The 21877-nt window shown below is 62.1% G+C and carries 25 protein-coding genes and 1 pseudogene; 12 read left to right on the top strand and 14 right to left on the bottom strand.

The genetic code is table 11. From position 1 onward, the window contains the following. Positions 1–74 precede the first annotated feature (74 nt). Positions 75–851, bottom strand: coding sequence for a class I SAM-dependent methyltransferase (locus ATY29_RS26810; protein ID WP_003567069.1), 777 nt, complete (start codon positions 849–851; stop codon positions 75–77). 53 nt (positions 852–904) lie between these two features. On the opposite strand from ATY29_RS26810, the gene gloB reads away from it, so the two are divergent. Continuing rightward, positions 905–1675 carry a hydroxyacylglutathione hydrolase gene (gene gloB / locus ATY29_RS26805; RefSeq protein WP_097533419.1) on the top strand — a complete coding sequence of 257 codons (771 nt, stop codon included), beginning with the start codon at positions 905–907 and terminating at the stop codon, positions 1673–1675. Continuing rightward, on the top strand, positions 1675–2097 hold the full coding sequence (locus ATY29_RS26800) for a cupin domain-containing protein (protein ID WP_025417184.1): 423 nt from the start codon (positions 1675–1677) through the stop codon (positions 2095–2097). Before gloB ends, ATY29_RS26800 begins: the two co-directional genes overlap by 1 nt. Position 2098: 1 nt before the next feature. Here ATY29_RS26800 and yddG read toward each other — a convergent pair whose 3' ends face one another. Next, a complete protein-coding gene (yddG, locus tag ATY29_RS26795) occupies positions 2099–2986 on the bottom strand; it encodes an aromatic amino acid exporter YddG (protein ID WP_025417185.1) in 888 nt (295 codons plus the stop codon). A 31-nt stretch (positions 2987–3017) separates the two neighbouring features. Next, positions 3018–3794, bottom strand: a complete 777-nt coding sequence (locus ATY29_RS26790) for a DUF3108 domain-containing protein (protein WP_003567076.1) — start codon at positions 3792–3794, stop codon at positions 3018–3020. A 243-nt stretch (positions 3795–4037) separates the two neighbouring features. On the opposite strand from ATY29_RS26790, the gene rpmB reads away from it, so the two are divergent. Both rpmB and ATY29_RS26780 read left to right on the top strand, forming a co-directional pair. Beyond that, positions 4038–4337 (top strand): 50S ribosomal protein L28, encoded by a 300-nt coding sequence (rpmB, locus tag ATY29_RS26785; protein WP_003567078.1) that lies wholly within the window; start codon positions 4038–4040, stop codon positions 4335–4337. A gap of 109 nt (positions 4338–4446) precedes the next feature. Beyond that, on the top strand, positions 4447–5082 hold the full coding sequence (locus ATY29_RS26780) for a VUT family protein (RefSeq protein ID WP_003567080.1): 636 nt from the start codon (positions 4447–4449) through the stop codon (positions 5080–5082). Positions 5083–5133: 51 nt separating this feature from the next. Here ATY29_RS26780 and ATY29_RS26775 read toward each other — a convergent pair. From ATY29_RS26775 to ATY29_RS26755, 5 genes and pseudogenes are all read right to left on the bottom strand, one after another. After that, positions 5134–5208 (bottom strand): annotated as a pseudogene (locus ATY29_RS26775) (adenylate kinase); the annotation flags it as partial. 59 nt (positions 5209–5267) lie between these two features. Further along, positions 5268–6287 (bottom strand): esterase-like activity of phytase family protein, encoded by a 1020-nt coding sequence (locus ATY29_RS26770; RefSeq protein ID WP_097533377.1) that lies wholly within the window; start codon positions 6285–6287, stop codon positions 5268–5270. A gap of 21 nt (positions 6288–6308) precedes the next feature. Continuing rightward, positions 6309–8210 carry a cobaltochelatase subunit CobT gene (cobT, locus tag ATY29_RS26765; RefSeq protein WP_097533376.1) on the bottom strand — a complete coding sequence of 634 codons (1902 nt, stop codon included), beginning with the start codon at positions 8208–8210 and terminating at the stop codon, positions 6309–6311. 13 nt (positions 8211–8223) lie between these two features. Beyond that, on the bottom strand, positions 8224–9216 hold the full coding sequence (cobS, locus tag ATY29_RS26760) for a cobaltochelatase subunit CobS (RefSeq protein ID WP_097533375.1): 993 nt from the start codon (positions 9214–9216) through the stop codon (positions 8224–8226). A 308-nt stretch (positions 9217–9524) separates the two neighbouring features. After that, complete coding sequence (locus ATY29_RS26755; RefSeq protein WP_025417190.1) at positions 9525–10142, bottom strand: J domain-containing protein; 618 nt, start codon at positions 10140–10142, stop codon at positions 9525–9527. Between the two features lie 105 nt (positions 10143–10247). Here ATY29_RS26755 and ATY29_RS26750 point away from each other — a divergent pair, with 105 nt between their 5' ends. Continuing rightward, on the top strand, positions 10248–10529 hold the full coding sequence (locus ATY29_RS26750; protein WP_097533374.1) for a BolA family protein: 282 nt from the start codon (positions 10248–10250) through the stop codon (positions 10527–10529). Between the two features lie 42 nt (positions 10530–10571). Here ATY29_RS26750 and ATY29_RS26745 read toward each other — a convergent pair whose 3' ends face one another. Genes ATY29_RS26745 through ATY29_RS26735 form a run of 3 tightly spaced genes read right to left on the bottom strand, consistent with a single transcriptional unit; the run spans position 10572 to position 13599 of the window. Then, positions 10572–11885 (bottom strand): HlyC/CorC family transporter, encoded by a 1314-nt coding sequence (locus tag ATY29_RS26745; RefSeq protein ID WP_097533373.1) that lies wholly within the window; start codon positions 11883–11885, stop codon positions 10572–10574. Next, positions 11882–13012 (bottom strand): 3-dehydroquinate synthase, encoded by a 1131-nt coding sequence (aroB, locus tag ATY29_RS26740; protein ID WP_003567094.1) that lies wholly within the window; start codon positions 13010–13012, stop codon positions 11882–11884. Before aroB ends, ATY29_RS26745 begins: the two co-directional genes overlap by 4 nt. Continuing rightward, positions 13009–13599: a shikimate kinase gene (locus ATY29_RS26735; protein ID WP_003567095.1), complete on the bottom strand. Its 591-nt coding sequence runs from the start codon at positions 13597–13599 to the stop codon at positions 13009–13011. The genes aroB and ATY29_RS26735 overlap by 4 nt, the downstream gene beginning before the upstream one ends. A gap of 148 nt (positions 13600–13747) precedes the next feature. Between ATY29_RS26735 and ATY29_RS37030 the strand changes: the two genes are divergently transcribed. The 3 genes from ATY29_RS37030 to ATY29_RS26725 all read left to right on the top strand — a co-directional run bounded on the left by ATY29_RS37030 (position 13748) and on the right by ATY29_RS26725 (position 15900). Beyond that, on the top strand, positions 13748–13924 hold the full coding sequence (locus tag ATY29_RS37030) for a hypothetical protein (RefSeq protein ID WP_003567096.1): 177 nt from the start codon (positions 13748–13750) through the stop codon (positions 13922–13924). 5 nt (positions 13925–13929) lie between these two features. After that, on the top strand, positions 13930–14883 hold the full coding sequence (xerD, locus tag ATY29_RS26730; RefSeq protein ID WP_097533372.1) for a site-specific tyrosine recombinase XerD: 954 nt from the start codon (positions 13930–13932) through the stop codon (positions 14881–14883). 63 nt (positions 14884–14946) lie between these two features. Further along, positions 14947–15900 carry an acetyl-CoA carboxylase carboxyltransferase subunit alpha gene (locus ATY29_RS26725; RefSeq protein WP_097533371.1) on the top strand — a complete coding sequence of 318 codons (954 nt, stop codon included), beginning with the start codon at positions 14947–14949 and terminating at the stop codon, positions 15898–15900. Between the two features lie 142 nt (positions 15901–16042). On the opposite strand, the gene ATY29_RS26720 is transcribed toward ATY29_RS26725, so the two are convergent. After that, entirely contained in the window at positions 16043–16429 is a 387-nt protein-coding gene (locus ATY29_RS26720; RefSeq protein ID WP_003567103.1) for a limonene-1,2-epoxide hydrolase, read from the bottom strand. Positions 16430–16585: 156 nt separating this feature from the next. Between ATY29_RS26720 and ATY29_RS26715 the strand changes: the two genes are divergently transcribed. Next, on the top strand, positions 16586–17503 hold the full coding sequence (locus tag ATY29_RS26715; protein WP_003567104.1) for an AraC family transcriptional regulator: 918 nt from the start codon (positions 16586–16588) through the stop codon (positions 17501–17503). Between the two features lie 59 nt (positions 17504–17562). Here ATY29_RS26715 and ATY29_RS26710 read toward each other — a convergent pair whose 3' ends face one another. Both ATY29_RS26710 and ATY29_RS26705 read right to left on the bottom strand, forming a co-directional pair. Beyond that, positions 17563–18231 (bottom strand): glutathione S-transferase family protein, encoded by a 669-nt coding sequence (locus ATY29_RS26710; RefSeq protein WP_097533370.1) that lies wholly within the window; start codon positions 18229–18231, stop codon positions 17563–17565. A 36-nt stretch (positions 18232–18267) separates the two neighbouring features. Beyond that, complete coding sequence (locus ATY29_RS26705; protein ID WP_003567106.1) at positions 18268–19026, bottom strand: SDR family NAD(P)-dependent oxidoreductase; 759 nt, start codon at positions 19024–19026, stop codon at positions 18268–18270. Between the two features lie 154 nt (positions 19027–19180). Here ATY29_RS26705 and ATY29_RS26700 point away from each other — a divergent pair, with 154 nt between their 5' ends. From ATY29_RS26700 to ATY29_RS26690, 3 genes are all read left to right on the top strand, one after another. Further along, positions 19181–20080, top strand: coding sequence for an AraC family transcriptional regulator (locus ATY29_RS26700; RefSeq protein ID WP_003567108.1), 900 nt, complete (start codon positions 19181–19183; stop codon positions 20078–20080). Positions 20081–20368: 288 nt separating this feature from the next. Then, positions 20369–21616, top strand: coding sequence for a L,D-transpeptidase family protein (locus ATY29_RS26695; protein ID WP_037091791.1), 1248 nt, complete (start codon positions 20369–20371; stop codon positions 21614–21616). Positions 21617–21621: 5 nt separating this feature from the next. Next, positions 21622–21846 (top strand): sulfurtransferase TusA family protein, encoded by a 225-nt coding sequence (locus ATY29_RS26690; RefSeq protein ID WP_003567115.1) that lies wholly within the window; start codon positions 21622–21624, stop codon positions 21844–21846. The last annotated feature ends 31 nt before the right edge of the window (positions 21847–21877 follow it).

Below are 21877 nucleotides of genomic sequence, written 5' to 3'. Positions count from 1 at the left end.
GACCTTGGAATTGCCGGAAATGACCACGTCGCATTAAAGCGGAATGCCGTTCTTGTCGAGAGCAGGCAACGGCGTCAGCGGTTGCGTGTGGTCGGCACGCCGTGGGGTGCCAGAACCGGCACGAAGACGCGGCGGGAGGCGCGTGCAGCGACCGGCAGCCCTTGATAGAGCCGCTTCTGCGCCTCGACGATGATGACGCCTGAGAAGGCCGGCCACAGCGTCCGGCCGATCCGCTCGAAAGCGCGGCGAAGCCGCAGGATGGTCCTGAGCTTCGAGGGCGGGAAGAACAGCGCTTCAGCGGTCGCGCCGGGCGTGAAATTCGTCTCGCGCAGCAGATGGGTCAGCTGCCCGCGGGAATAGGGCCGGCCCGAGCCGAAGGGTGTATGTTCCATCCGCGCCCAGACACCGCGCCGGTTCGGCACGACGATGACCAGCCGTCCGCCCGGCGCCAGCACCCGCCAGAGCTCTTTCAGCGTTTCGCGCGGGCTTTCGGCGAATTCCAGCGAATGCACCATCAGCACCCGGTCGATCGAGGAATCCGGCAGCGGCAGTTCCTCGTCGAAGACCAGTGTCGTCGTCGAGAGCGAGCCCATTGGCCAGTTAACCGCGCCCTGACCGGCCGGCATGAAGGCGAAGGTGCGTTCGGTGTCGGCCTGGAAGCGATCGAGGAAGGGCACGGCATAACCGAGGCCGACGAGACGCTCCTGCGGCAGCCGCACCCAGAGCGACGACAGCGCCATGGCGATCGACTGCTCGGCAAGACGCCCGAGCTCGGAGTGGTAGAACTGGCGTAGGTCGACGATATCGGCGTGCATTGCGATAAATGTTATCAGCGGGCGGTTGGACTTCAAGGCCGGACCCTCTACATTTCCGCGAGACTCGCATGACAAGGGATTATTGCACGATGAAACCTTTGGAATTGGACGTTTTTCTCTGCCGCACCGACAATTTCGGCGTTCTCGTCCACGACCCGGAAACAGAATTGACCGCGGCGATCGACGCGCCGGAGGAAGCGCCGATTCTGCAAGCGGCGGCGCGCCGCGGCTGGAAGATCACCCATATCTTTACCACCCATCACCACACCGACCATGTCGCCGCCAACCTGGCGCTGAAGGAACAGTTCGGCTGCGAGATCATCGGCCCGATCAACGAGGCCATCGCCATTCCCGGCCTCGACCGGACGATGGCCGATGGCGACAGCTTCCTTTTTGGCGATCACACGGTCAACGTCATCGAAACACCGGGCCATACCGCCGGCCATATCTGCTATCACTTCGCCGACGACAAGCTGCTCTTTGCCGCCGACACGCTGTTTGCGCTCGGCTGCGGCCGGCTGTTCGAACGCCCCGCCGCCGACATGTGGCATTCGCTGCAGAAGCTTGCCGTGCTGCCCGATGAAACCGCCGTCTATTTCGGCCACGAATATACGCTCTCCAACGCCCGCTTCGCGCTGACGGTCGATCCCGGCAATGAACGGCTGAAGGGTCGTGCCGCCGAGATCGAGGCCTTGCGCACTGAGGGCAAATTCACCATTCCGACGACGCTGGGGCTGGAGAAGGAAACCAATCCGTTCCTGCGCGCCGCCGATCCGGCGATCCGCCGCAATCTGCTGATGGAAGGCAAAACCAATGAGGAAGTGTTTGCCGAGATCCGCAAGCGCAAGGACAATTTCTGATGTCTCCCGAGGAGATCATTCGCGAACTCGGCATGCAGCCGCACCCGGAAGGCGGCTGGTACGTGCAGACGTTTCGCGATACTGTGGGCGGAGCACGCGGCCACTCGACGGCGATCTATTACCTCCTGACCAGGGGACAGCGCTCGCACTGGCACCGCGTCCATGACGCCGCCGAGGTCTGGCATTATTACGCCGGCGCGCCGCTCTCGCTGCATCGCTCTGAAGACGGAACGACGAGCGAAACGCTGACGCTCGGAACAAACCTTTCCGCCGGCGAACGGCCGCAGGCGATCATTCCCGCCAATTGGTGGCAAGCGGCCGAAAGCCTCGGCGATTTCACCCTTGTGGGATGCACCGTCTCGCCCGGCTTCGAATTTTCCAGCTTCGAGATGGCGCCATCCGGCTGGACGCCCGGCGGCTAGATCATTCCGCCGCAACCGGCGGCTGGATCCTGCGGCGGAACATGTCCTGGGCGGCCAGCACCGCCCCGCCGGTGACGAGCAGGCAGGCGAGAGCGATGCGCCAGCTCGGCTCGGCAAAGCCGAACAACGTCAGGATCAGCGTCGACAGCAATGGTGCGGCATAACTGGCCGCGCCGAGGATCTGGATATCGCCGTTCTTGACGCCGTAGTCCCAGGCATAGAAGGCAGCCCCGACGGGCAGGAGCCCGAGCCCGATGACGGCGAGCCATTCGAAACCCGTTGCCGGCCAGACGGTCGTCTCCAGGCCAAGATGGCAGACGAGCGACAGGAGCGAGGTCGCAAGGCAGAAGCCGGTGACGACATCGGTGGAGACGGCGTCGAAGCGCCGGGTCAGCAGCGAGTAACCGGACCAGGTGAAGGCGCTGAGAAAGGCGGCCCCGTAGCCGACCGCATAAGCGCCGTTAAAATCGATGCCGTTGCGGGCGACGATCAGGAAGGTGCCGCAGAGCCCGGCGAGGGCGCCGGTAACATGATACCAGCGCAGCCGTTCGCCCGGCAGCAGCGCCGAACCGACGACGATCAGCAGCGGCCAGAGATAGGCGACCAGCCCCGCCTCCACCGCCGGGGCGTTTCTGAGCGCGGTGAAATACAGGAAATGATAGCCGAACAGGCCGGCGATGCCGGTCAACCAGACCTTGGCCGGCTGCTTCAGCAGCGCCAGACGTGACGGGTTGAGAAACAGCACGACGAGGCCGGGGATGCTGCCGATCGCAAAGCAGACGGCCGAAAGCTGAAACGGCGGCATCTTGCCGGAGGCTGATGTGAACAGCGCCAGGAACGACCACATCAAAATGGCGGCAAAACCGATCAATGTCGCACGAAGCTTCACCCATCCCCCTTTGACGGAGACATGAACTCCGTCAGCTGCTGCCGTATTTGACGGCGGTGATCGTCACCATGCCATATTCAGTGGGAATGCGCACATAGACCGGAGCGTATACATTTGCCGCCTCCGACTTGGCAAACCAGATTTCCATCCGGTCGCTCTTGCTGAGATAGGTTATGTCCTTGCGGCCCTTCTTGTAGCCCGAGCGCGGCACGAAGCGCACGCCGCAGACGACCGCCTTGCCCTTGAAGCCGTTGGTCGAAAAATCCTCGTCGCCCTTCGGCGACAGCACCAGATCCATGCGCGTCTCGCCGTCGAAGATCGGCAGCGTCTGCGAGCAGACCTTGGTATCGCCGGTGAAGACCAGGCCGGAGATCGGATCGAGCACCGACCGCATGTCGCCCGGCGTCACATCGATCCAGTTTTTCGGCCGTTTCGGCGTCGGTGTCGTCGTCGCCGAGACGATGTTGCCGTTGCGGTAGCTGACCTCGTAGACGCGGGCCTTCTTGCCGGTCTTGTAATAGAGCGAATATTTCTGCGCCTGCAGCCTGTCGTCTCGCACGACGCCGGTGACGCTGGTCTTGGCCGAAATCGTCGTGATGAGATCGGCAAGGCCGGCCGAATTGATGCTGCCGGCAATCTTATAGCTGTGATCGTCCTCGATCTCCGTCAGGAACGCGGCGCGCGCGATCGGCAGGCCGGCGAGCGTCACCCGGTATTCCGTCCGATGCTGGATTTCGGCCGCCGATGCCGGTATGGCAAGAAGCGCCGTGATGGCCGAAATGAAAATCCGTCTGCCCGTATGAGCCATAAAAAAAAGCCTTGTCTTGCCGCGCGCCGGCAGCCTTTGCCGAGCGCTCTATACTCCTGCCGTGAAGGGAAGAAAACAGCAGCTTTTTGACAGAATTGCGGGAAAGGCCAAGGTTTGGCTTGACGCGAGCAGCCGGTCTGACTATAGAACCGCAACTTTCCAATCATGCCCGTTGGATTGCGCGCCTGGTTTTGACCGGGATGGCAATTTCGATGGCCCGACAAAAACAAGAATAGGTGTTCCATGTCCCGCGTGTGCGAATTGACCGGCAAGGCCGTCCTGACTGGTAACAATGTCAGCCATGCCAACAACAAGACCAAGCGCCGGTTCCTGCCGAACCTGTGCCAGGTGACGCTGATATCAGACGCGTTGAACCAGCGTTATCGTCTTCGCGTTTCGGCTGCTGCCCTTCGCTCGGTCGAGCATCGCGGCGGCCTCGATGCCTTCCTGATCAAGGCAAGCGAAAACGAACTGTCGATGCGCGCACGACTGCTGCGCCGCCAGATCGTCAAGAAGACCGCCGAAGCGGCTGTTGCTGCCTAAGCTTCTGCCCTTCTTTCATACGGCTTCAAAAGGCTTGCACGGATAAACCCGGTCAAGCCTTTTGCTTTGCCTGAGTCCTCCAACTGGTGGCATCACCCAGGATAAAAAAATGCTGAAGACGCGCTATACGATCGCCTATGTCGCCCTGATGACGCTTGTCGTCGTCGCCTCCAACTTCCTCGTCCAGTTCCCGCTGAACGCCGAAGTCGCCGGCATCAACCTTGCCGATATCCTGACCTGGGGCGCCTTTTCCTATCCGGTCGCCTTCCTGATCACCGATCTGACCAACCGCCAGTTCGGCCCGCAGGCAGCCCGCAAGGTCGTGCTTGCCGGCTTTGTCGTCGGCGTGACGCTGTCCTTCTTTACGTCAGTGCCGCGCATCGCCATTGCCTCGGGCTCAGCCTATCTCGCCGGCCAGCTGCTCGATATCGCTGTCTTCAACCGCCTCCGCCGCCAGGCCTGGTGGCGCGCCCCGCTCGTCGGCTCGCTGATCGGTTCGGCGCTCGATACGGTGATGTTCTTCTCGCTGTCCTTCGCCGCGTTTTTCGTGTTCCTCGGCCCGAACGAACCTTTCGCGCTGGAAGCCGCTCCCGTCTTCGGCGTCTTCGCCACGCAGGCGCCGCGCTGGATTTCCTGGGCGCTCGGCGATTTCGCCGTCAAGATGATCGTCGGCCTCGTCATGCTGCTGCCCTATGGCGCCCTGATGAACGTGCTGCGGCCGATGCAGGCCGCCCGCGCCAGCTGAACAACGAGATCACCGACGCCACCGGACCGCTCCGGCGGCGATCGCAGGATGCAGCTTTTCAGCGAGCGCAAGACCGAGCGACGTCGTGCCGGAACCGGATGCGCCCATGACGTAAATATGCACCATGTTTCCTCCGCAGGCCGGCCACCGATGCTGCGCGCGGGGGGTAGCCGAGACCTATGACATCAGTCTGACGCAGCCTGCTTCACATTGTCGGAAAGTCGGAATTCCAGCATCAGATTGCGCTGCAGGATCGAATGATTGTCGTCCGATACCAGGACAATATGGGTCGTGCCGTCGGCAGCCTGGAACGTGTCGATCCCTTCCATATTGTCGATCTGCGAGTTGAAATTGCCTTCGAGCAGCAATTCGCCGTCGACGACGGCGCCGGGCCGGATATCGGCGCCATTGATGCGCCGAAGGCGCATGCCGATGCCTTCGGCCATGTTGAAGCGGCGTTCCAGCAGCAGCAGGTCGCCGTTCGGCAGGAAGGCGCCGTCCGTGACGTCGAAGCTGCCATCGCGTGCGACCGCAAACTGCCCTTTCAGCGGCCCGCTCAGAATGGCGGCCAGCCGGTTGCCGTCGCGATCGAGACCACGTTCCGAGACGATGACCACGCCGCCCTTGAGCGGGCTCGACGCGGGCGCGACCGTGATGGTCTCGATACCGCGGTTGTCGCGCAACAACTTGCGCGGGATGAGGATCGGCAGTGTGGCGATCGCTCCCGATTGGGCAAAGCCCGGATCGGGATAGACATCGACACGATGATCCTGCTCGAAGGAGACCAGGATCCGGTCGCCGTCAAACGCCAGACCCTCGGCATCCATATGACCCTTGCCCTCGAAGCTGCGCCCGGCGCTGTTCTTCATCGGGGTGATCTCGACATTGGAAAGCCCGGAAAGCCTGCCCTTGACGTCGCGCTCGATGCTGCCGGTCAGCCACTGCCCGGTATCGAGCACCATGACGAATTGTTTTTGATCCTGCCGGAAGCGAATGGAGGAGAGCGAGCCGAACAGCGCTCTGCTCGAAACCATCTCCAGCCCGCCGAGAAATTCCAGCGACCCGAATTGCATCTGCGAAGAGCCGATCCTGAAATCGGAGATTTGCCGGCTAATGACCGGCACTTCGCCCGCCCATGACGGGCACACGCCGGCGGCGATGCTGAGAGCGATCGACGCCGCACGGCAGAGGCGCTTGCCTATCATTCCCGTTTCCCTAGAGCAGCGTCAGCCGGCACGGCGGAGCCGGCCGCCGCGCGGCTGGGTGGCTTGGTCCTCGAACAGCGAGGCAAGCTGCTCGGTCATCGCGCCGGCGAGCTCGTCGGCATCGACGATCGTCACGGCGCGACGATAATAACGCGTCACGTCGTGACCGATGCCAATTGCCAGCAATTCCACTGGCGAGCGCGTCTCGATCCGTTCGATGACGGCGCGCAGGTGACGCTCGAGATAATTGCCCGGATTGACCGACAGCGTCGAATCGTCGACCGGCGCCCCGTCCGAAATCATCATCAGGATACGGCGCTGCTCGCGGCGGGCGAGCAGGCGGTTATGCGCCCAGATCAGCGCTTCGCCGTCGATATTTTCCTTGAGCAGCCCCTCGCGCATCATCAGCCCGAGATTGGCGCGCGCCCGCCGCCACGGCGCGTCGGCGGATTTGTAGATGATGTGGCGCAGGTCGTTGAGGCGGCCCGGCGTCTGCGGCTTGCCGCCGGCAAGCCAGCTTTCACGCGCCTGCCCGCCCTTCCAGGCCTTCGTCGTAAAGCCGAGGATCTCGACCTTGACGCCGCAACGCTCCAGCGTGCGAGCGAGAATATCAGCGCAAGTGGCAGCAACCGTGATCGGTCGGCCGCGCATCGAGCCGGAATTGTCGATCAGCAGGGTGACGACGGTGTCGCGGAATTGCGTGTCGCGCTCCATCTTGAAGGACAGCGCCTGCATCGGATCGATGATGATGCGCTGCAGCCGGGCGGGATCGAGATAGCCTTCTTCCAAGTCGAAATCCCAGGAACGGTTCTGCTGCGCCATCAGGCGGCGCTGCAGCCGGTTGGCGAGACGGCCGACCGCGCCCTGCAGATGCGCCAGCTGCTTGTCGAGAAAGGCGCGCAGGCGCTCCAGCTCGGCGGCGTCGCAGAGTTCCTCGGCGGTGATGATCTCGTCGAACTCCTCGGTGAAGACGTGATAATCGACCTTCTCGTTGAAATCGGCGAAGGGTGTGTTCGGACGGCGGGTCTCGCCCGGCGTTTCCGAATCGTCCTCACCCTCTTCCATCATGTCGTCGTCGGAGATTTCGGCGCCTTCGGTCTCGCCGTCCTCCATCTGCTCGTCGGCGACTTCGCTGTCCTCGACCGGGGCGGCATCGGTGCCGGCATCCTCGTCGACCTCGTCCTGATCCTGCTCGTCGCCGCTCGGCTGGTCTTCCTGATCCGACTGGTCGTCATTGTCGGCGTCGCTGTCGTCGTCGCCGTATTCCTCGGCCATTTCCATGGCCGACAGCATGTTGCGGATGACCTTGGCGAAGGCCTGCTGGTCGTTGATCGCGCCCGACAGATTGTCGAGCTCGGTGCCGGCCTTGCCTTCGATGAAGCCGCGCCAGAGGTCGAGAACCTTGCCGGCGGAAGCTGGCGGGCGCTGCCCGGTCAGCTTCTCGCGCACCATCATCGCCACGGCTTCGCCGACAGGGGCGTCTTCCTGGCGCTCGATGCCGGTGAAATTCGCCTTGGAATATTTCTCTTCGGTCATGGAGCGCAGATTCGCAGCCATGCCCTCCATGCGCAGCGCCCCGATCGATTCGACACGCGCCTGCTCGACGACGTCGAAGATCGCCCGGGCGTCCGAACCCTGCGGCGCCATCGTCGCATGCATCTTCTCGTCATGGCAGGCAAGGCGCAACGCCATGGAATCGCCGAGCCCGCGGGTCACCGCCAGTTCATGCGCCGTCGGCCGCTTGGAAAGCTCCGGCAGCCGGATGCGCTCGCCGGTCATCCCCGGCCGTTCATTGGCGAAGGTCACCTCGACATCGCCGTCGCCGGCGATCGAGCGCACGCAGCCGGTTATCGCCCGGCGCAATGGCTCGACGTCGATGGGCGCGCCGGGCTTTGCTTTCGAATTGTCACCGCGAGCTGCCATGATCGGTCGGGCCTCAGGCTCCGAGAACGATATTGGCGGCACTTTCCTTCAGCTCGACGCCGAAGGCCCGCTGATAATGCTCGGCAACCAGCGGACGCTCCAGTTCGTCGCACTTGTTGAGGAAGGTGACGCGGAAGGCGAAGGCGAGGTCGCCGAAGATTTCGGCATTCTCGGCCCAGGTGATGACGGTACGCGGGCTCATCACGGTGGAGAGATCGCCATTCATGAATGCGGCGCGCGTCAGGTCGGCGACGCGGACCATCTTCGAAACGGTCTCGCGGCCTTCCCTGTCCTTGCCGAAGCTCTTCACCTTGGCGGCAACGATATTCACTTCGTGATCGTGCGGCAGGTAGTTCAGCGTCGTCACGATCGACCAGCGGTCCATCTGTGCCTGGTTGATCTGCTGGGTGCCGTGATAGAGGCCGGTGGTATCGCCGAGGCCGATCGTGTTGGCGGTCGCAAACAGGCGGAAGGCCGGATGCGGCCGGATGACGCGGCTCTGGTCGAGCAATGTCAGGCGGCCGGAGGATTCCAGCACGCGCTGGATGACGAACATCACGTCGGGGCGGCCGGCATCGTATTCGTCGAAGACCAGCGCGACATTGTGCTGATAGGCCCAGGGCAGGATGCCGTCCTTGAATTCGGTGACCTGCAGCCCGTCCTTGACGACGATCGCATCCTTGCCGACGAGATCGATACGGCTGACATGGCTGTCGAGGTTGATGCGCACGCAGGGCCAGTTGAGGCGCGCCGCCACCTGCTCGATATGCGAGGACTTGCCGGTGCCGTGATAGCCGGAAATCATCACGCGGCGGTTATGGGCAAAGCCCGCAAGAATGGCGAGCGTCGTGTCGCGGTCGAACAGGTAGTCGGTGTCGAGGTCCGGCACATAGGCGTCGCCCTTGCTGTAGGCGGGAACGCGGATGTCGGAATCGATGCCGAAGGTCTCGCGGACCGAAACGGTGGTATCGGGCTGTTCTGAAATATCGAGGTCGATCTTGCTCATCATGTCTCCAAGGCGGGTGATGCCACCCGGCCATACTGTCTCAGGCCATGTCGCAACCGTGACGCCGCGATTTTATTCCGCGCCCGTCCAGGTCGGAACGTCGGCGATGCTTCTCCGGGACTGAAACGAAACCTCGGCGGGATAATGACCGCGTGCGAGCATTCTTGAAGAGTCCCGGACAAGAAACGCCGCGTCCGGAAGGTCGGCGGAGGCGATGTCGGGAAAACGCACAAATATGAGCCGCGTTTGCCTGCGGCCTCAGCCGATTTGGACCATACCCGATTGAAGCCCAAGAGCAAGGACGGGAACTAACAAAAACCGTTCTGCTTCAACAATTGATAGGCCTGAATGACGGCGCGGAAACGCTCCTCCGAGCCGCGGTCGCCGCCATTGGCATCCGGATGGTGCTTCTTGACCAGCTCCTTGTAGCGGCTCTTGATCTCCGCCGACGTCGCATTGGCGTCGAGGCCCATCGTATCGAAGGCCTTGCTTTCCAGCGATTTCAGTTTGCGCGCCTGAGGAAAACGCGGCCCGCTGCCCTTGCCGCCTTCCTTGACGAAGCCGAAGGGATCGCGAACGCGTGTATAGGCGCCGGAGCGTATCTCGGAATGCAGCGGACTGTCCTTCGCCGACTTGTTGACGCCGACGGTCCAGGTCGGCCGGTGGCCGGTGATCGCCTCTTTCTGGTAGCGGGCAATCTCGCCGTCGGAAAGACCGGAGAAATAATTGTAGCCCTTGTTGTAATCCTTGACGTGCTCGAAGCAGAACAAAAAGAACTGGCCTTCCGCATTGCGTCCGACAGGAGCGCGATGCGAGCCCTTCTTGTCGCAGCCGTCCCATTGACAGGTAGGCGGGGCCTGCTCTGTCTCCTGCTCGCGTTTGCGGCGTGTTCGGATGCGATCGAAATATTTGGAATCAAGTCTCATAGCGGCGCTAATTATGGGGCTGTCGCGAGGCGACGACAAGAATTGACAAACGGGTTTGTTGCTGGCTTGGTGGGAACCTTTTTCGCGAAACAGCAAGACCGGACAATGACCCTGCGAACCCGCATCGAAGAAAAACTAGTCCAAGCCTTCGCGCCGGAGCGCCTGAGCGTCATCGACGAAAGCCCTCTGCATGCCGGCCATCAGCCTGACATTACTGGCACCGGCGAAACCCATATGCGGGTGAGAATCGTCTCGGCTAAATTCGCCGGCATGTCGCGGCTGGCGCGCCACCGGTCGATTACCGATCTGTTGAAACCGGAACTCGATGCCGGCCTGCATGCGCTGGCCGTCGAACCGGCAGCACCTGGTGAGCCGACCCGCTGGTAGCAACGCCTATATGGAGAGAGATCGACCGCAATCCAAGCCGGATCAGCTAGGTTTTGCGCCGTCTTCCCCGGCGGGCCGAATGCGCAGCTTGGTGATGCGGTTCTTTTCCCGCTTCATGACCACAAAACGCTTGCCATAAAAAGTGAAGGCCTGGCGCTCTTCCGGGATGGTCATCGATTCATGGATGACCAGGCCGGCAATCGTCGTCGCCTCCTCGTCGGGGAGATGCCAGTCGAGCGCGCGGTTCAAGTCGCGGATCGGCACGCCGCCGTCGACGACGACCGAACCGTCGGCCTCCTGGCGCACGCCTTGGATCTCGATATCGTGCTCGTCGGAAATATCGCCGACGATTTCCTCGAGAATATCCTCCAGCGTGACGATGCCCTGCACCTCGCCATATTCATCGACGACGACGGCGAAATGCTGCTTGCGCCTGAGGAAGGCGTTGAGCTGATCTTCGAGATTGGTGCTGTCGGGCACGAACCATGGCTTCTGCGCGATTTTCACGATATCGAGGTTCTGCGGCTCCATGTTCGGCTCGGCAAGCGCCCGCAGCAGATCCTTGGCATGCACGACGCCGATGATGTTGTCGATCGTGCCGCGCCACAGCGGCATGCGCGTATAGGGGCTTTCGAGAATGGCGCGCACCACCGCTTCCGGCAGATCGTCGGCGTTGATCGCCCGCATTGCCGTGCGGTGAACCATGATGTCGGAGAGTTCGAGTTCGCCGAGATCGAGCACGCCGCCGAGGCGGTCGCGATCGGCCTTCACCACCGATCCCTCGCGGTGCAGCAGATCGACGGCGCCGCGCAGCTCCTCATGCGCCGTCAGCATCGATACCTCGCGCGAGAGATTGATGCCGAACAGCGCCAGGATCCGGCGGACGATCGCATTGACGAAGGAGGAAATCGGGCCGACGACGAGAACGAACAGCCTGGCCGGAACGGCGATGGCAAGCGCGAAGCGGTCGGGCGTCGAAATCGCCCAGCTCTTCGGCAGCACTTCGGCGAAGATGACCAGAATGACGGTCATCGCCAGCGTCGCCAGCGCTACGCCGGAACTGCCGAACAGGCCGAGGAACAGGCTGGTGGCGATCGAGGAAGACAGGATATTGGCGAGATTGTTGCCGATCAGCAGTGCGCCGATCAGCCGGTCGCGCCGCTCGATCAGCTGCCGGACGAGGCCGGCGCGATCGTCACCATTGACCTCGAGCGTATGGATGCGGCTGCGCGAAACAGCGGTCAGGGCGGTTTCCGAGCCGGAAAAAAAGGCGGACATCAGCACGAGCGCGGTGATCGAAAGGATCTCCGGCCAATATGTCGCAAGAAATGCCAGAGCGCCTTCAATCGTCGTCAAGGGTGTTTTTCCCGGAGAAAGCTGATTACTTCGGAGGCGGGAACGTCGTCGGCGACGAAGGACTGGCCGATGCCGCGCGTCAAGATGAAGGTGAGCTTGCCGCTCTTGACCTTCTTGTCCTGGGCGATCGCATCCATCAGCGTTTCGGCCGGCGGCAGCGCGCCTGGAATGTCGGACATGCGGGTCGGCAGGCCGACCTCCTTCAGGTGTCGCTCGACGCGGCGCGCATCGTCGGGGCTTGCCAGGTTCATCCGTGCAGAGAATTCGTGCGCCAGCACCATGCCGATCGAAACGCCTTCGCCATGCACGAGGCGGGAGCTGTCATAGGCGGTCGCCGCCTCCAGCGCATGGCCGAACGTGTGGCCGAGATTGAGCAGCGCCCGCTGGCCGTTCTCGCGCTCGTCGGCAACGACGACGTCGGCCTTCGCCTGGCAGCTGGCGGCAATCGCCTCGATGCGGGCGGAGCCGCCCGTGAAAACCGCTTTCCAGTTGGCTTCGAGCCAGGCGAAGAAATCCGGCTTGTCGATCAGCCCGTATTTGGCGACTTCGGCGTAACCGGCGCGGAATTCGCGCTCGCTCAGCGTATTCAGGACATCGGTATCGGCCAGAACCAGATCCGGCTGATGGAAGACGCCGATCAGGTTCTTGCCGTGGCGGGAATTGATGCCGGTCTTGCCGCCGACGGAAGAATCCACCTGCGCCAGCAGCGATGTCGGCACCTGCACGAAGCGCACGCCGCGGCGCACGATGCCGGCCGCAAATCCGGAGAGATCGCCGATGACGCCGCCGCCGAGCGCGATGACGCAATCGTTGCGCTCGACGCGGGCTTCGAGCACCTTGTCGCAGGCGGTCATCAGATGTTCGAAGCTCTTGGTCTTCTCGCCGGCCGGCAGCACGACCGCAGCCGAAGCGATGCCCGCTTCTTCAAGACTTGCGACAAGCGCCTTGAGATAGAGCGGCGCGACATTTTGATCGGTGATAACAGCCGCCTTGCGGCCCTTGAGGCGGGAGGCGATTTCGGCGCCAGCGCGCGCGATCAGCCCTGGCCCGATCAGGATGTCATAGGCCCGTTCGCCGAGCGGCACATGCACGGTCTGGACTGATGAGGCGGAGGGTATCGCATTCATGACGCTGCATTTTCCTTCTGAGCTTCGATCACCGCCTTCAGCACCTCGTCGGCCATGATTTCCTTGCGCACGTCGCGCGAGAGCACGGTGAGGTCGGCCTGCGCATAGATCGGGTAGCGCGCATTCATCAGGCCTTCGAGCGTCTGCTTCGGATTTTCCGTCTTGAGCAAGGGCCGCGTGTCGCGCTTGTTGACCCGCTCCCAGAGCACCTCGAGATCCGCCTTCAGCCAGACGGAGACGCCGCCCTTGCTGATATGCCGGCGCGTCCGCTCGTTGATGAAGGCGCCGCCGCCGGTGGAGACGACCCGCGGCCCGCTCTTTAACAGCCGCTTCATCACCCGCGTTTCCAGCGCCCGGAATTCGTCCTCGCCATAGGCGGCGAAAAGTTCGGCGATCGTCATGCGCGAAACGCGCTCGATTTCGTGGTCGCTGTCGATGAAGGGAATGCCGAGCTGGCTGGCGACGATGCGGCCGACGGCGGATTTTCCCGCCCCCATTAGCCCGACGAGGATCAGATTGCGTGAACCGAGCGCGGCGCGAGCTCTGTCTTTCAAGCTGTCAGCAACGGTCAGCAGTGGTTCACTCATCGGTCCATTCACACTTTGTTTGCAAACCGTATCGACAAATGCAGGTAGAGCGTCAAGTCGCGGACAAGGGAATCATGGCTTGAATACCGCTTCTTGCACTTGCAGATACGCTTCTTATAACAGAAGCAGAGCATGAAGGAGTTGCCGGATGCCGACCCTGTTCCGTTTTCTGTTCGTCTGCGCGATCCTCGCCGGGACGGTCTACGGAGCGATGTGGGCGCTTGTGACCTTCGTCGAGCCGCAGCCGCGCGACGTGACGATCCGTATTCCGTCCGAGCGGGTCAATCCGCCGTCGACGGGCACGATCGACACGACCAGGAAGTGACCGGCATGGTGGATCTCAGCCGCGTCCATGTGGAGTCCTTCCTGGAAATGATGAGCGCCGAGCGCGGCGCGGCCGTCAACACGCTGCAATCCTATGAGCGCGACCTCGACGATATCCATTCGTTCCTGACCGGGCGCAGCGTGCGGCTGACCGAAGCCGCCTCCGCCGATCTGGCCGCCTATCTCGCCTCGCTCGCCCGAAAGGGTTTCAAACCCTCCTCGCAGGCGCGCCGGCTTGCCGCCATGCGGCAGTTCTACAAGTTCCTCTACGCCGAGGGCCTGAGGACCGACGACCCCACCGGCATTCTCGATGCGCCGAAGAAAGGCCGCCCGTTGCCGAAGACGATGGGTGTCGAGGAGGTCGGCAAGTTGCTTTCGCAGGCTGAGGCCGAGGCAGCCGATGCGGCGCCGGGCCAGTTGCAGCGCCTGCGCATGCTGGCGCTCTTGGAGCTGCTCTATGCCACCGGCATGCGTGTCAGCGAACTGGTTTCGCTTCCCGCCCGAGTGCTCGACCAGGAAGGCCGTTTCCTGATGATCCGCGGCAAGGGCAACAAGGAGCGGCTGGTGCCGCTGTCGCAATCGGCGATATCGGCGCTGAAATCCTACGGGCGCCTGCTGGCGGCGGAAAATGCGGCGGCCAAGGCGCCGCAGGAAAGCCCCTGGCTGTTTCCCGCCGCCTCGAAAGAGGGTTATCTGCCGCGCCAGGTTTTCGCCCGCGACCTGAAGAACCTGGCGATCCGCGCCGGCCTGACGCCGTCGATGATCTCGCCGCATGTCATGCGCCACGCCTTTGCCAGCCATCTGCTGACCAACGGCGCCGATCTGCGCGTCGTCCAGGAACTCCTCGGCCATTCGGACATTTCGACCACACAGATTTACACGCATGTCCTCGAAGAGAGGCTGCAGCAGCTCGTCCAGACGCATCACCCCCTTGCCAAACAGGCGAAAAAGCACGAATAGGACCGGCGACAAGGGGCGGAGCCAGGAAAACGCCCCGCGGCACAAGGAACGGAAACGCACCTCATGCACAATTATCTCGACTTCGAAAAGCCGATCTCCGACCTCGAAGGCAAGATCATCGAGCTGAAGAAGCTCGCAACGGAAGACGAGAGCATCGACACCACCGATGAGATCGTCCGGCTGGAGGTTCGCGTCCGCGAGGCGATCGTCGAAATCTATTCCAAGCTCAATCCCTGGCAGAAGACCCAGGTCGCCCGCCATCCGCAGCGCCCGCATTTCGTCGACTACGCCAAGACCCTGTTCCAGGAATTCACGCCGCTCGCCGGCGACCGCAAATTTTCCGAGGATGCCGCGATCCAGGCAGGCCTTGCCCGCTTCCGCGGTCAGCCAGTCGCCGTCGTCGGCCAGGAAAAGGGCAACGATACCAAGACCCGTCTGAAGCATAATTTCGGCAGCCCCCGCCCGGAAGGCTACCGCAAGGCGATCCGCATCCTTGAAATGGCCGATCGTTTCGGCTTGCCGGTGATTTCGCTGGTGGATACGGCCGGCGCCTATCCCGGCGTCGGCGCCGAAGAGCGCGGCCAGGCCGAGGCGATCGCCCGCTCGACGGAAATGTGCCTCGGCATCAAGGTTCCGCTCGTTTCCGTCGTCATCGGCGAAGGCGGCTCGGGCGGCGCGATCGCCATCGCCACCGGCAACAAGGTCTACATGCTCGAGCATTCGATCTACAGCGTCATCTCGCCGGAAGGCGCCGCCTCCATCCTCTGGCGCGATTCCACCCGCGCCCGGGAAGCGGCGACCAATATGAAGATTACCGCCGAAGACCTGAAATCGCTCGGCGTCATCGACGGCATCATTTCCGAGCCGCTCGGCGGCGCCCATCGCGACCCCGACAGCGTCATCGCCGCGACCGGCGACGTGATCGCCAATGCGCTCGGCGAAATGGCCTCCCGCTCCGGCGAACAGCTGCGCAACGAGCGCCGTCAGAAATTCCTCAATATGGGCCGCAATCTCTAGAACAGGATGGTTTTAGGCCGGATCGGCCTAAAACCTGAATCCTGTCGCGCGGGTTCCGCAGGTCGATCACCCGGCGGGTGGGCGTGCTGAGTGCGGACACAATAATCTCCGCGCCCAGCCCCATCTTTCGCAAGCCGGCGTCTCAGCCGGCAGAGAACTTCTGGACGGCGGTAACGTCGAAATAGTCCCGCCACTCGACAATCTTGTCGCCCTCGAGTTCGAAAATGCCCATGATCATCACGCGTCCGATTTCGCTGCCGTCAGCACGCTCGAACCGGTCGAGCCTTTCGGTGAGAACGCGAGTCCCGTCAGTGGCGATCGCAAGCATGTCGATATGGACCGTGGAGATGCCCATCGACGTCTCCAGTCCATCGATCATTGCAATGGCCTCGTCGGCGCCGGTCGTGACTGAAATGCCTTCGTTGACCCAGCGCGTAGTGGGTGTGAACCAGCGCCGGACGGCTGGTCTTCCGCCGTCTTCAACGAACGTGGCGCAAAAAGCCGATACAGTTTCGATTGGGGTGGGCATGGCAGTTTCTCCTGGACCATCAGAAGCCCCGATGGCCTCTGTCTTGGCCCGATAGTAAGATTTGAACCCCAAGGCCACGATGCCGAAACTTCCATCACCCTTGCCTGATCTTCCGAAATGTTCGATAGAACTGGGCAATCGGTTTAGGATGGCTCAATGAGCGAACTCGAAAAAATGCGCGCCATCGCGATGCGCCACGCCGGCCGTCCGAGTCTTAAATTGCCGCGGCTGTTCGCTTACACCCTCGACCATACGACCGAGATCGACCCGCTGATCTACGATCCCGCGGCGTCCCTGGTAATACAGGGCACTCAGCGCATGTTTATCGGCGACAAGAGGTTCGAGTACGGACCCGGTCAAAGCATGATTGTCGCGGCCGAGATCGCCGCGTTGGGGCAGGTCTGCGAGGCTTCGCAAGATAGACCATTTGTCGCGGTCGGTCTATTTCTGGACCCGGCACTGCTGTCCGACCTCGTCCTTGAGATGGCAGCGATGCCAGAGCCGCCGATTGAATCGGGATACGGGGTTAGCACCGCGAGCGCGTCGCTTCTGGGCGCCTGGGGAAGACTGTTGGAGTTACTCGAGCGCCCAACCGAAATCCCCGTCATGGCTCAGTCCCTGGAACACGAGCTCATGTTTCGGCTGCTGATGGGACCGCATGGCGGCCTGCTCCGCCAGATTGCCGGATCTGACTCCCGCCTGATGCACATCCGAAAGGCCATGGCCTGGATCCGCGACCACTACACCGAGCGCCTCAATTTCAAGGCGGTCGCTGCGCTCGCGGGCATGAGCGTATCCGTCTTTTACGACCGCTTTAAAGCCGTCGCCGCCGTCAGCCCGCTTCAGTATCAGAAGTATATCCGGCTCCACGAGGCCCGCCGTCGCATGATCGCGAACCAGTCGAGTGCAGCCGAGGCGGGTTTCGCGGTCGGCTATGAAAGCGCTTCGCAGTTCAGCCGTGAGTACAAGCGTCTCTTCGGAGCGCCGCCGGGTCAAGACACCGGGAGAGCGAAGGCGGGCTTGGGGGGAATCAACCGGCCAAGAGCGCTTGGTGCTCGACCAGATGTTGATTGAAATGGCGAGCGTAGTCTCAACCCACGGCTACGACGACGCTCGCTCGTAAATGGACTTCTTCACAGCTCGTTACCATGCAGATTGAGGTACCGCCGGAATCGCTCGGCATAATCTCCTCCCACCGCGGCAACGACGCTTTGTCGTCCCGCCAGTGCCGCTCGCCACGCCGTGACGCGCGGAAGGTCCTCGAAGATCGACTGCGATACTGCAGCGTCAATAATGTCGAAATAGCGGAAGAGAGGCGCGTATACGGCATCGACCATGCTAAAGGCAGTTCCGCTGAAATAGGGTTCTGCTGCGATTACTGACTCCAGTCGCTGTAGCTTGTCCCGAAAGGCGGCACGTTTGGCGTCTGAGGTCGTGCGATCCTTAGCGTTAAGGAATTGCCAGGCCTCGGCGAGGGTCGCCGTGCCATATTCGATCCACGCGCGCTGCTGCGCGCGCGACAGCGCATCCTCGGCGTAGAGCTTGCCGCCGCCCTGCGTCTCTTCGAGATATTCGCAGATCGCCATGCTTTCGAACAGAGTTGCGTCCCTGTCGCCTGCCCGCTCCACCTTCAGCAGCGGCACCTTGCCTGTCGGTGAAAGCGCCAGAAACCAGTCCGGTTTGTCAGCGAGATCGACGTTGATCCTTTCGAAGGTGACGTTTTTCTCCAGGAGAACAATGGCCGCGCGCTGAACGAAGGGGCATAGCGGATGGCTGATGAGGGTGAGCTTGCTGGTCGTCATGATGGCCTTTCGATATCTGGGGAGAGCTTGCCTGGTCTAAAGCAATTGTCCTCCCGAAATGTCGAACGTAGTGCCATTGGCCCAACCCATATCGTCGGACAGGATGGCGGCGACGGCACCGCCGACATCGTCGGGCAGCCCAACGCGGCCAAGCGCGATGCCCTGCGCCACATACGCGTTCACGCCCTCATTATCGCGCACTGCGCCGCCGCCAAAATCGGTTGCGATGGCGCCCGGCGCGATGGCGTTGACGCGAATCCTGCGTTCACCCAACTCCACAGCCAGATAACGCGAAAGCACTTCAACCGCCGCCTTCATAGCCGCGTAGAGGCTGTACCCCGGCAAGGTGAAGCGCACGAAGCCAGAGGACACGTTCAGGATGCGCCCGCCATCCGCGATCAGCGGCAGGAGCTTCTGGGTCAGGAAAATTGGCCCCTGGAGATGGGTAGAAACCAAGGAAGCAAACTGCTCCTCGGTCGCATCGACAAAGTTCGAGAACAGGCCGTTGCCAGCGTTATTGACGAGATAGTCGAAACGATCTCGGTGGAAATCCGCCTTGAGCGTCTCGGCAACGGCGCCTGCGAATGCCGCGAAGCTCGCCGTATCGGTCACATCGAGCGCCAGCATCGAGGCCTTCCCGCCCAGCGCTTCGATTTCCTGACGCAAGGCGTTGGCCTCGACCTCGCCAGTACGGTAGGTGCCGATAATGTGAACCTCTCGTTTGGCCAGCTGAAGCGCCATGTTACGGCCAAGGCCGCGGCTTGCGCCGGTGATAAGTGCGATTGGGTGGGTCATGGATGCCTTTCTCGGATCGTAGCGCCCTGAGGCGCGCTGTGTTCGGATCCAAGATAGGCTAATGCTGGGTTGGGAACCCGCCCGATCGGCTCAAGTTCTTGCCTGATCGTCTCAACGCCTTTGCTTTTCTGCAGAGCGGTGGCACACTGAAGAAATGACAGACGATCTCGCACCGCATCTGGACATTGTTTTGCGTCATGCCGCGACAGGCTTGACGGACACACCGATCCCCCGCCTCGACATGTTCGTAGGACAAGATTCTCCGGTCAACGTGCCTTGCCTTTATCGCTCAATGATCTGTTTCATCCTGCAAGGGTCTAAGCGCGTTGCAATCGGCGACACCCTTCTGAGTTACGACAGCGCGCAGTATTTCATCAGCGCTCTCGACCTGCCGCTGATTGGGCAAATCCTGGATGCCGGCAAAGGCCGCTCCTATGTCGCGGTCTCACTCGTCCTGGAGCCGGCGCTGCTGGCCGAGTTGGCTGCGACCATGCCCCCTATACGCGAGAGCGATCAGAAAGGCATGGGCGTCGCGGTCAATCCGATGATCGCTCCGCTTCGCGATACATTGCTCAGGTTGCTGTCGTTGCTCGATAACCCGGCGGACATTCCCATTCTCAGCCCGATGATCGAGCGCGAGCTACTCTACCGGTTGCTACAAGGTCCCCAGGGGCGATTGCTGCGTCAGATCGCACGGCCTGAAGGCGCCTTGGACCGCGTCCGGCGCGCCATCGCGTGGATTAGGGATCACCCCGACCAGCACCTTCGCATCGAGGCCCTTTGCGATGCCAGCGGGATGAGCCGCGCAAGCTTGCATCGCCATTTCCTGGCGATCACTGGCTTCAGTCCTCTTCAGTATCAAAAGCAGCTCAGATTGCAGGAAGCCCGCCAACTTTTGCTAGCGGGCGGCCATAGCGCGTCGGACGCGGCGTTCGCGGTTGGATACGAGAGCGCCTCCCAATTCAGCCGCGAGTATCTTCGGCAATTTGGCGCGCCGCCGGCGCGGCATGTCAAGGAGATGCGTCAAGCGATTAAACACCCGACGATGGCTTAGACCTGCGGGCGGGCCAATCTCCAAGACGCCGAGCCGAGTCCAGCGGCCTAATGTCGCCCGAAAACCGCTGACACTTTTCTGCATCATGCTCTGGAGAAGAGCGGCTTTCATCGATTGGGGCCAAATCTTGGCCACATTGATGTTATCTGTAACTTTCGCGCTTGCGGGGATGTTCAGGGCAGGTCATAGGCTGGTAAGCTTTTGTAAAGTATAAACCGCCTATGATTCCTTCCAATGCCCGAACTCCATAGGCGGACCGGGTCGCACAATCTTTATGGGCTAGTTTGGATGCGCATACGTCATTTTGCCTATGTTTCCCTCATGGCGCTGGCTCTGACCGGCTGCAATGACGCGTTGGAAACCGCGCAGGTCGACCTCTCCAAGGTCAAGAACAAGGTCGAGCAGCCGCTTCCCTCTCATATCCTCACCGCCATGGCCGCCAAGGGCATGGACCGCAATTCGCCGATCATGATCCGCATCTTCAAGGAAGAAGGTGCCATGGAAATCTGGAAGGCGAAGACCGACAACCGTTTCGACAAGATCGCCGATTACAAGATCTGCGCCTGGTCCGGCCGTCTCGGCCCGAAGGTCAAGACCGGCGACCGGCAGGCGCCGGAAGGTTTTTACGACCTGACACGCGCCAACCTGAACCCCAATTCCAAATATTATCTGGCAATCAACACCGGCTTCCCGAACCGCTACGACGCGGCCAACGGCCGCACCGGCTCGGATCTGATGATCCATGGCGCCTGCTCTTCCTCCGGCTGCTATTCGATGACCGACCAGCAGGTGCTGGAGATCTACGCTTTTGCCCGCGACGCCTTCAAGGGCGGCCAGGCGACGGTGCAGCTGCAAGCCTTCCCCTTCCGCATGACGGCGGAAAACATGGTCAAGCATCGCCTCGACTCCAGCTACGATTTCTGGAAGATGCTGAAGGTCGGCTACGACAATTTCGAAGTGACGAAACGCCCGCCCGAGGTGAACGTCTGCGAAAAGAAATACGTCTTCAACCAGCAGGCAACCGATGGCGGCGCCTTCAATGCCGCCGGCAAATGCCCTGCCATGTCGACGCCGCCGGCGCTGACGGCAGCCCTTGCCAACTACGGCAAGACCTATGATGCCGACTATGCCAAGGCGATGGGCAAATTCGACGGCATGGCCTGGTACGACCCGTCCGAAGCCGAGCGCAAGGCCGTTGTCGCCAAGACGCGCAAGGGCCGCGAACTGGCTTATGCCCCGACCGGCACCTCGCTGGAAGCCGGGCGCATGGTCAAGGTCGCCGAACTCGAAGACCTGATGGCCAAGCGCACCGCGCAGGGCATCGCCGCCAAGACCGCGACAGGCGCCACGCCGGCACCGCCTGCCGGGCCGCAGGCAATCTCCGCCCAGCCGCAGGCAACCGCAATCGCTGCCGCGACACCGGCGGTCGTGCCGGTCCCGACGCAGAACCCGCTGGCCTTCACGGCGCCCGAACCGCAGGAAACGGCGGAAGCCGCGGCAAAGAAGCCGTTCTGGAAATTCTGGGCGCGGAACTGAACGGCTTGAGCCCCGTTCTTTACGACCTTCGCGGCCTGAAATGCCCATTCCCCGTGATCAAGACGCGCAAGAAGCTCGCCGCCATGGCAAGCGGCACCCTCATCCGCGTCGACACCACCGATCCGCTGGCTGTGATCGACATGCCGCATTTCTGCAATGAGGACGGCCACGAACTGGTCGAGGCCGAAAAGACCGAAGACGGCCACCGCTTCCTGATCCGCAAGGGCTGATGCGCTTTGTTTTATGCATGTCGTTATCCCG

Origin of the sequence: Rhizobium hidalgonense, assembly GCF_002914525.1 — a bacterium.
GTDB classification, from domain to species: domain Bacteria; phylum Pseudomonadota; class Alphaproteobacteria; order Rhizobiales; family Rhizobiaceae; genus Rhizobium; species Rhizobium hidalgonense.
Note: the sequence above shows the minus strand (reverse complement) of the source record. Positions and strands in the feature narration are given on the sequence as shown.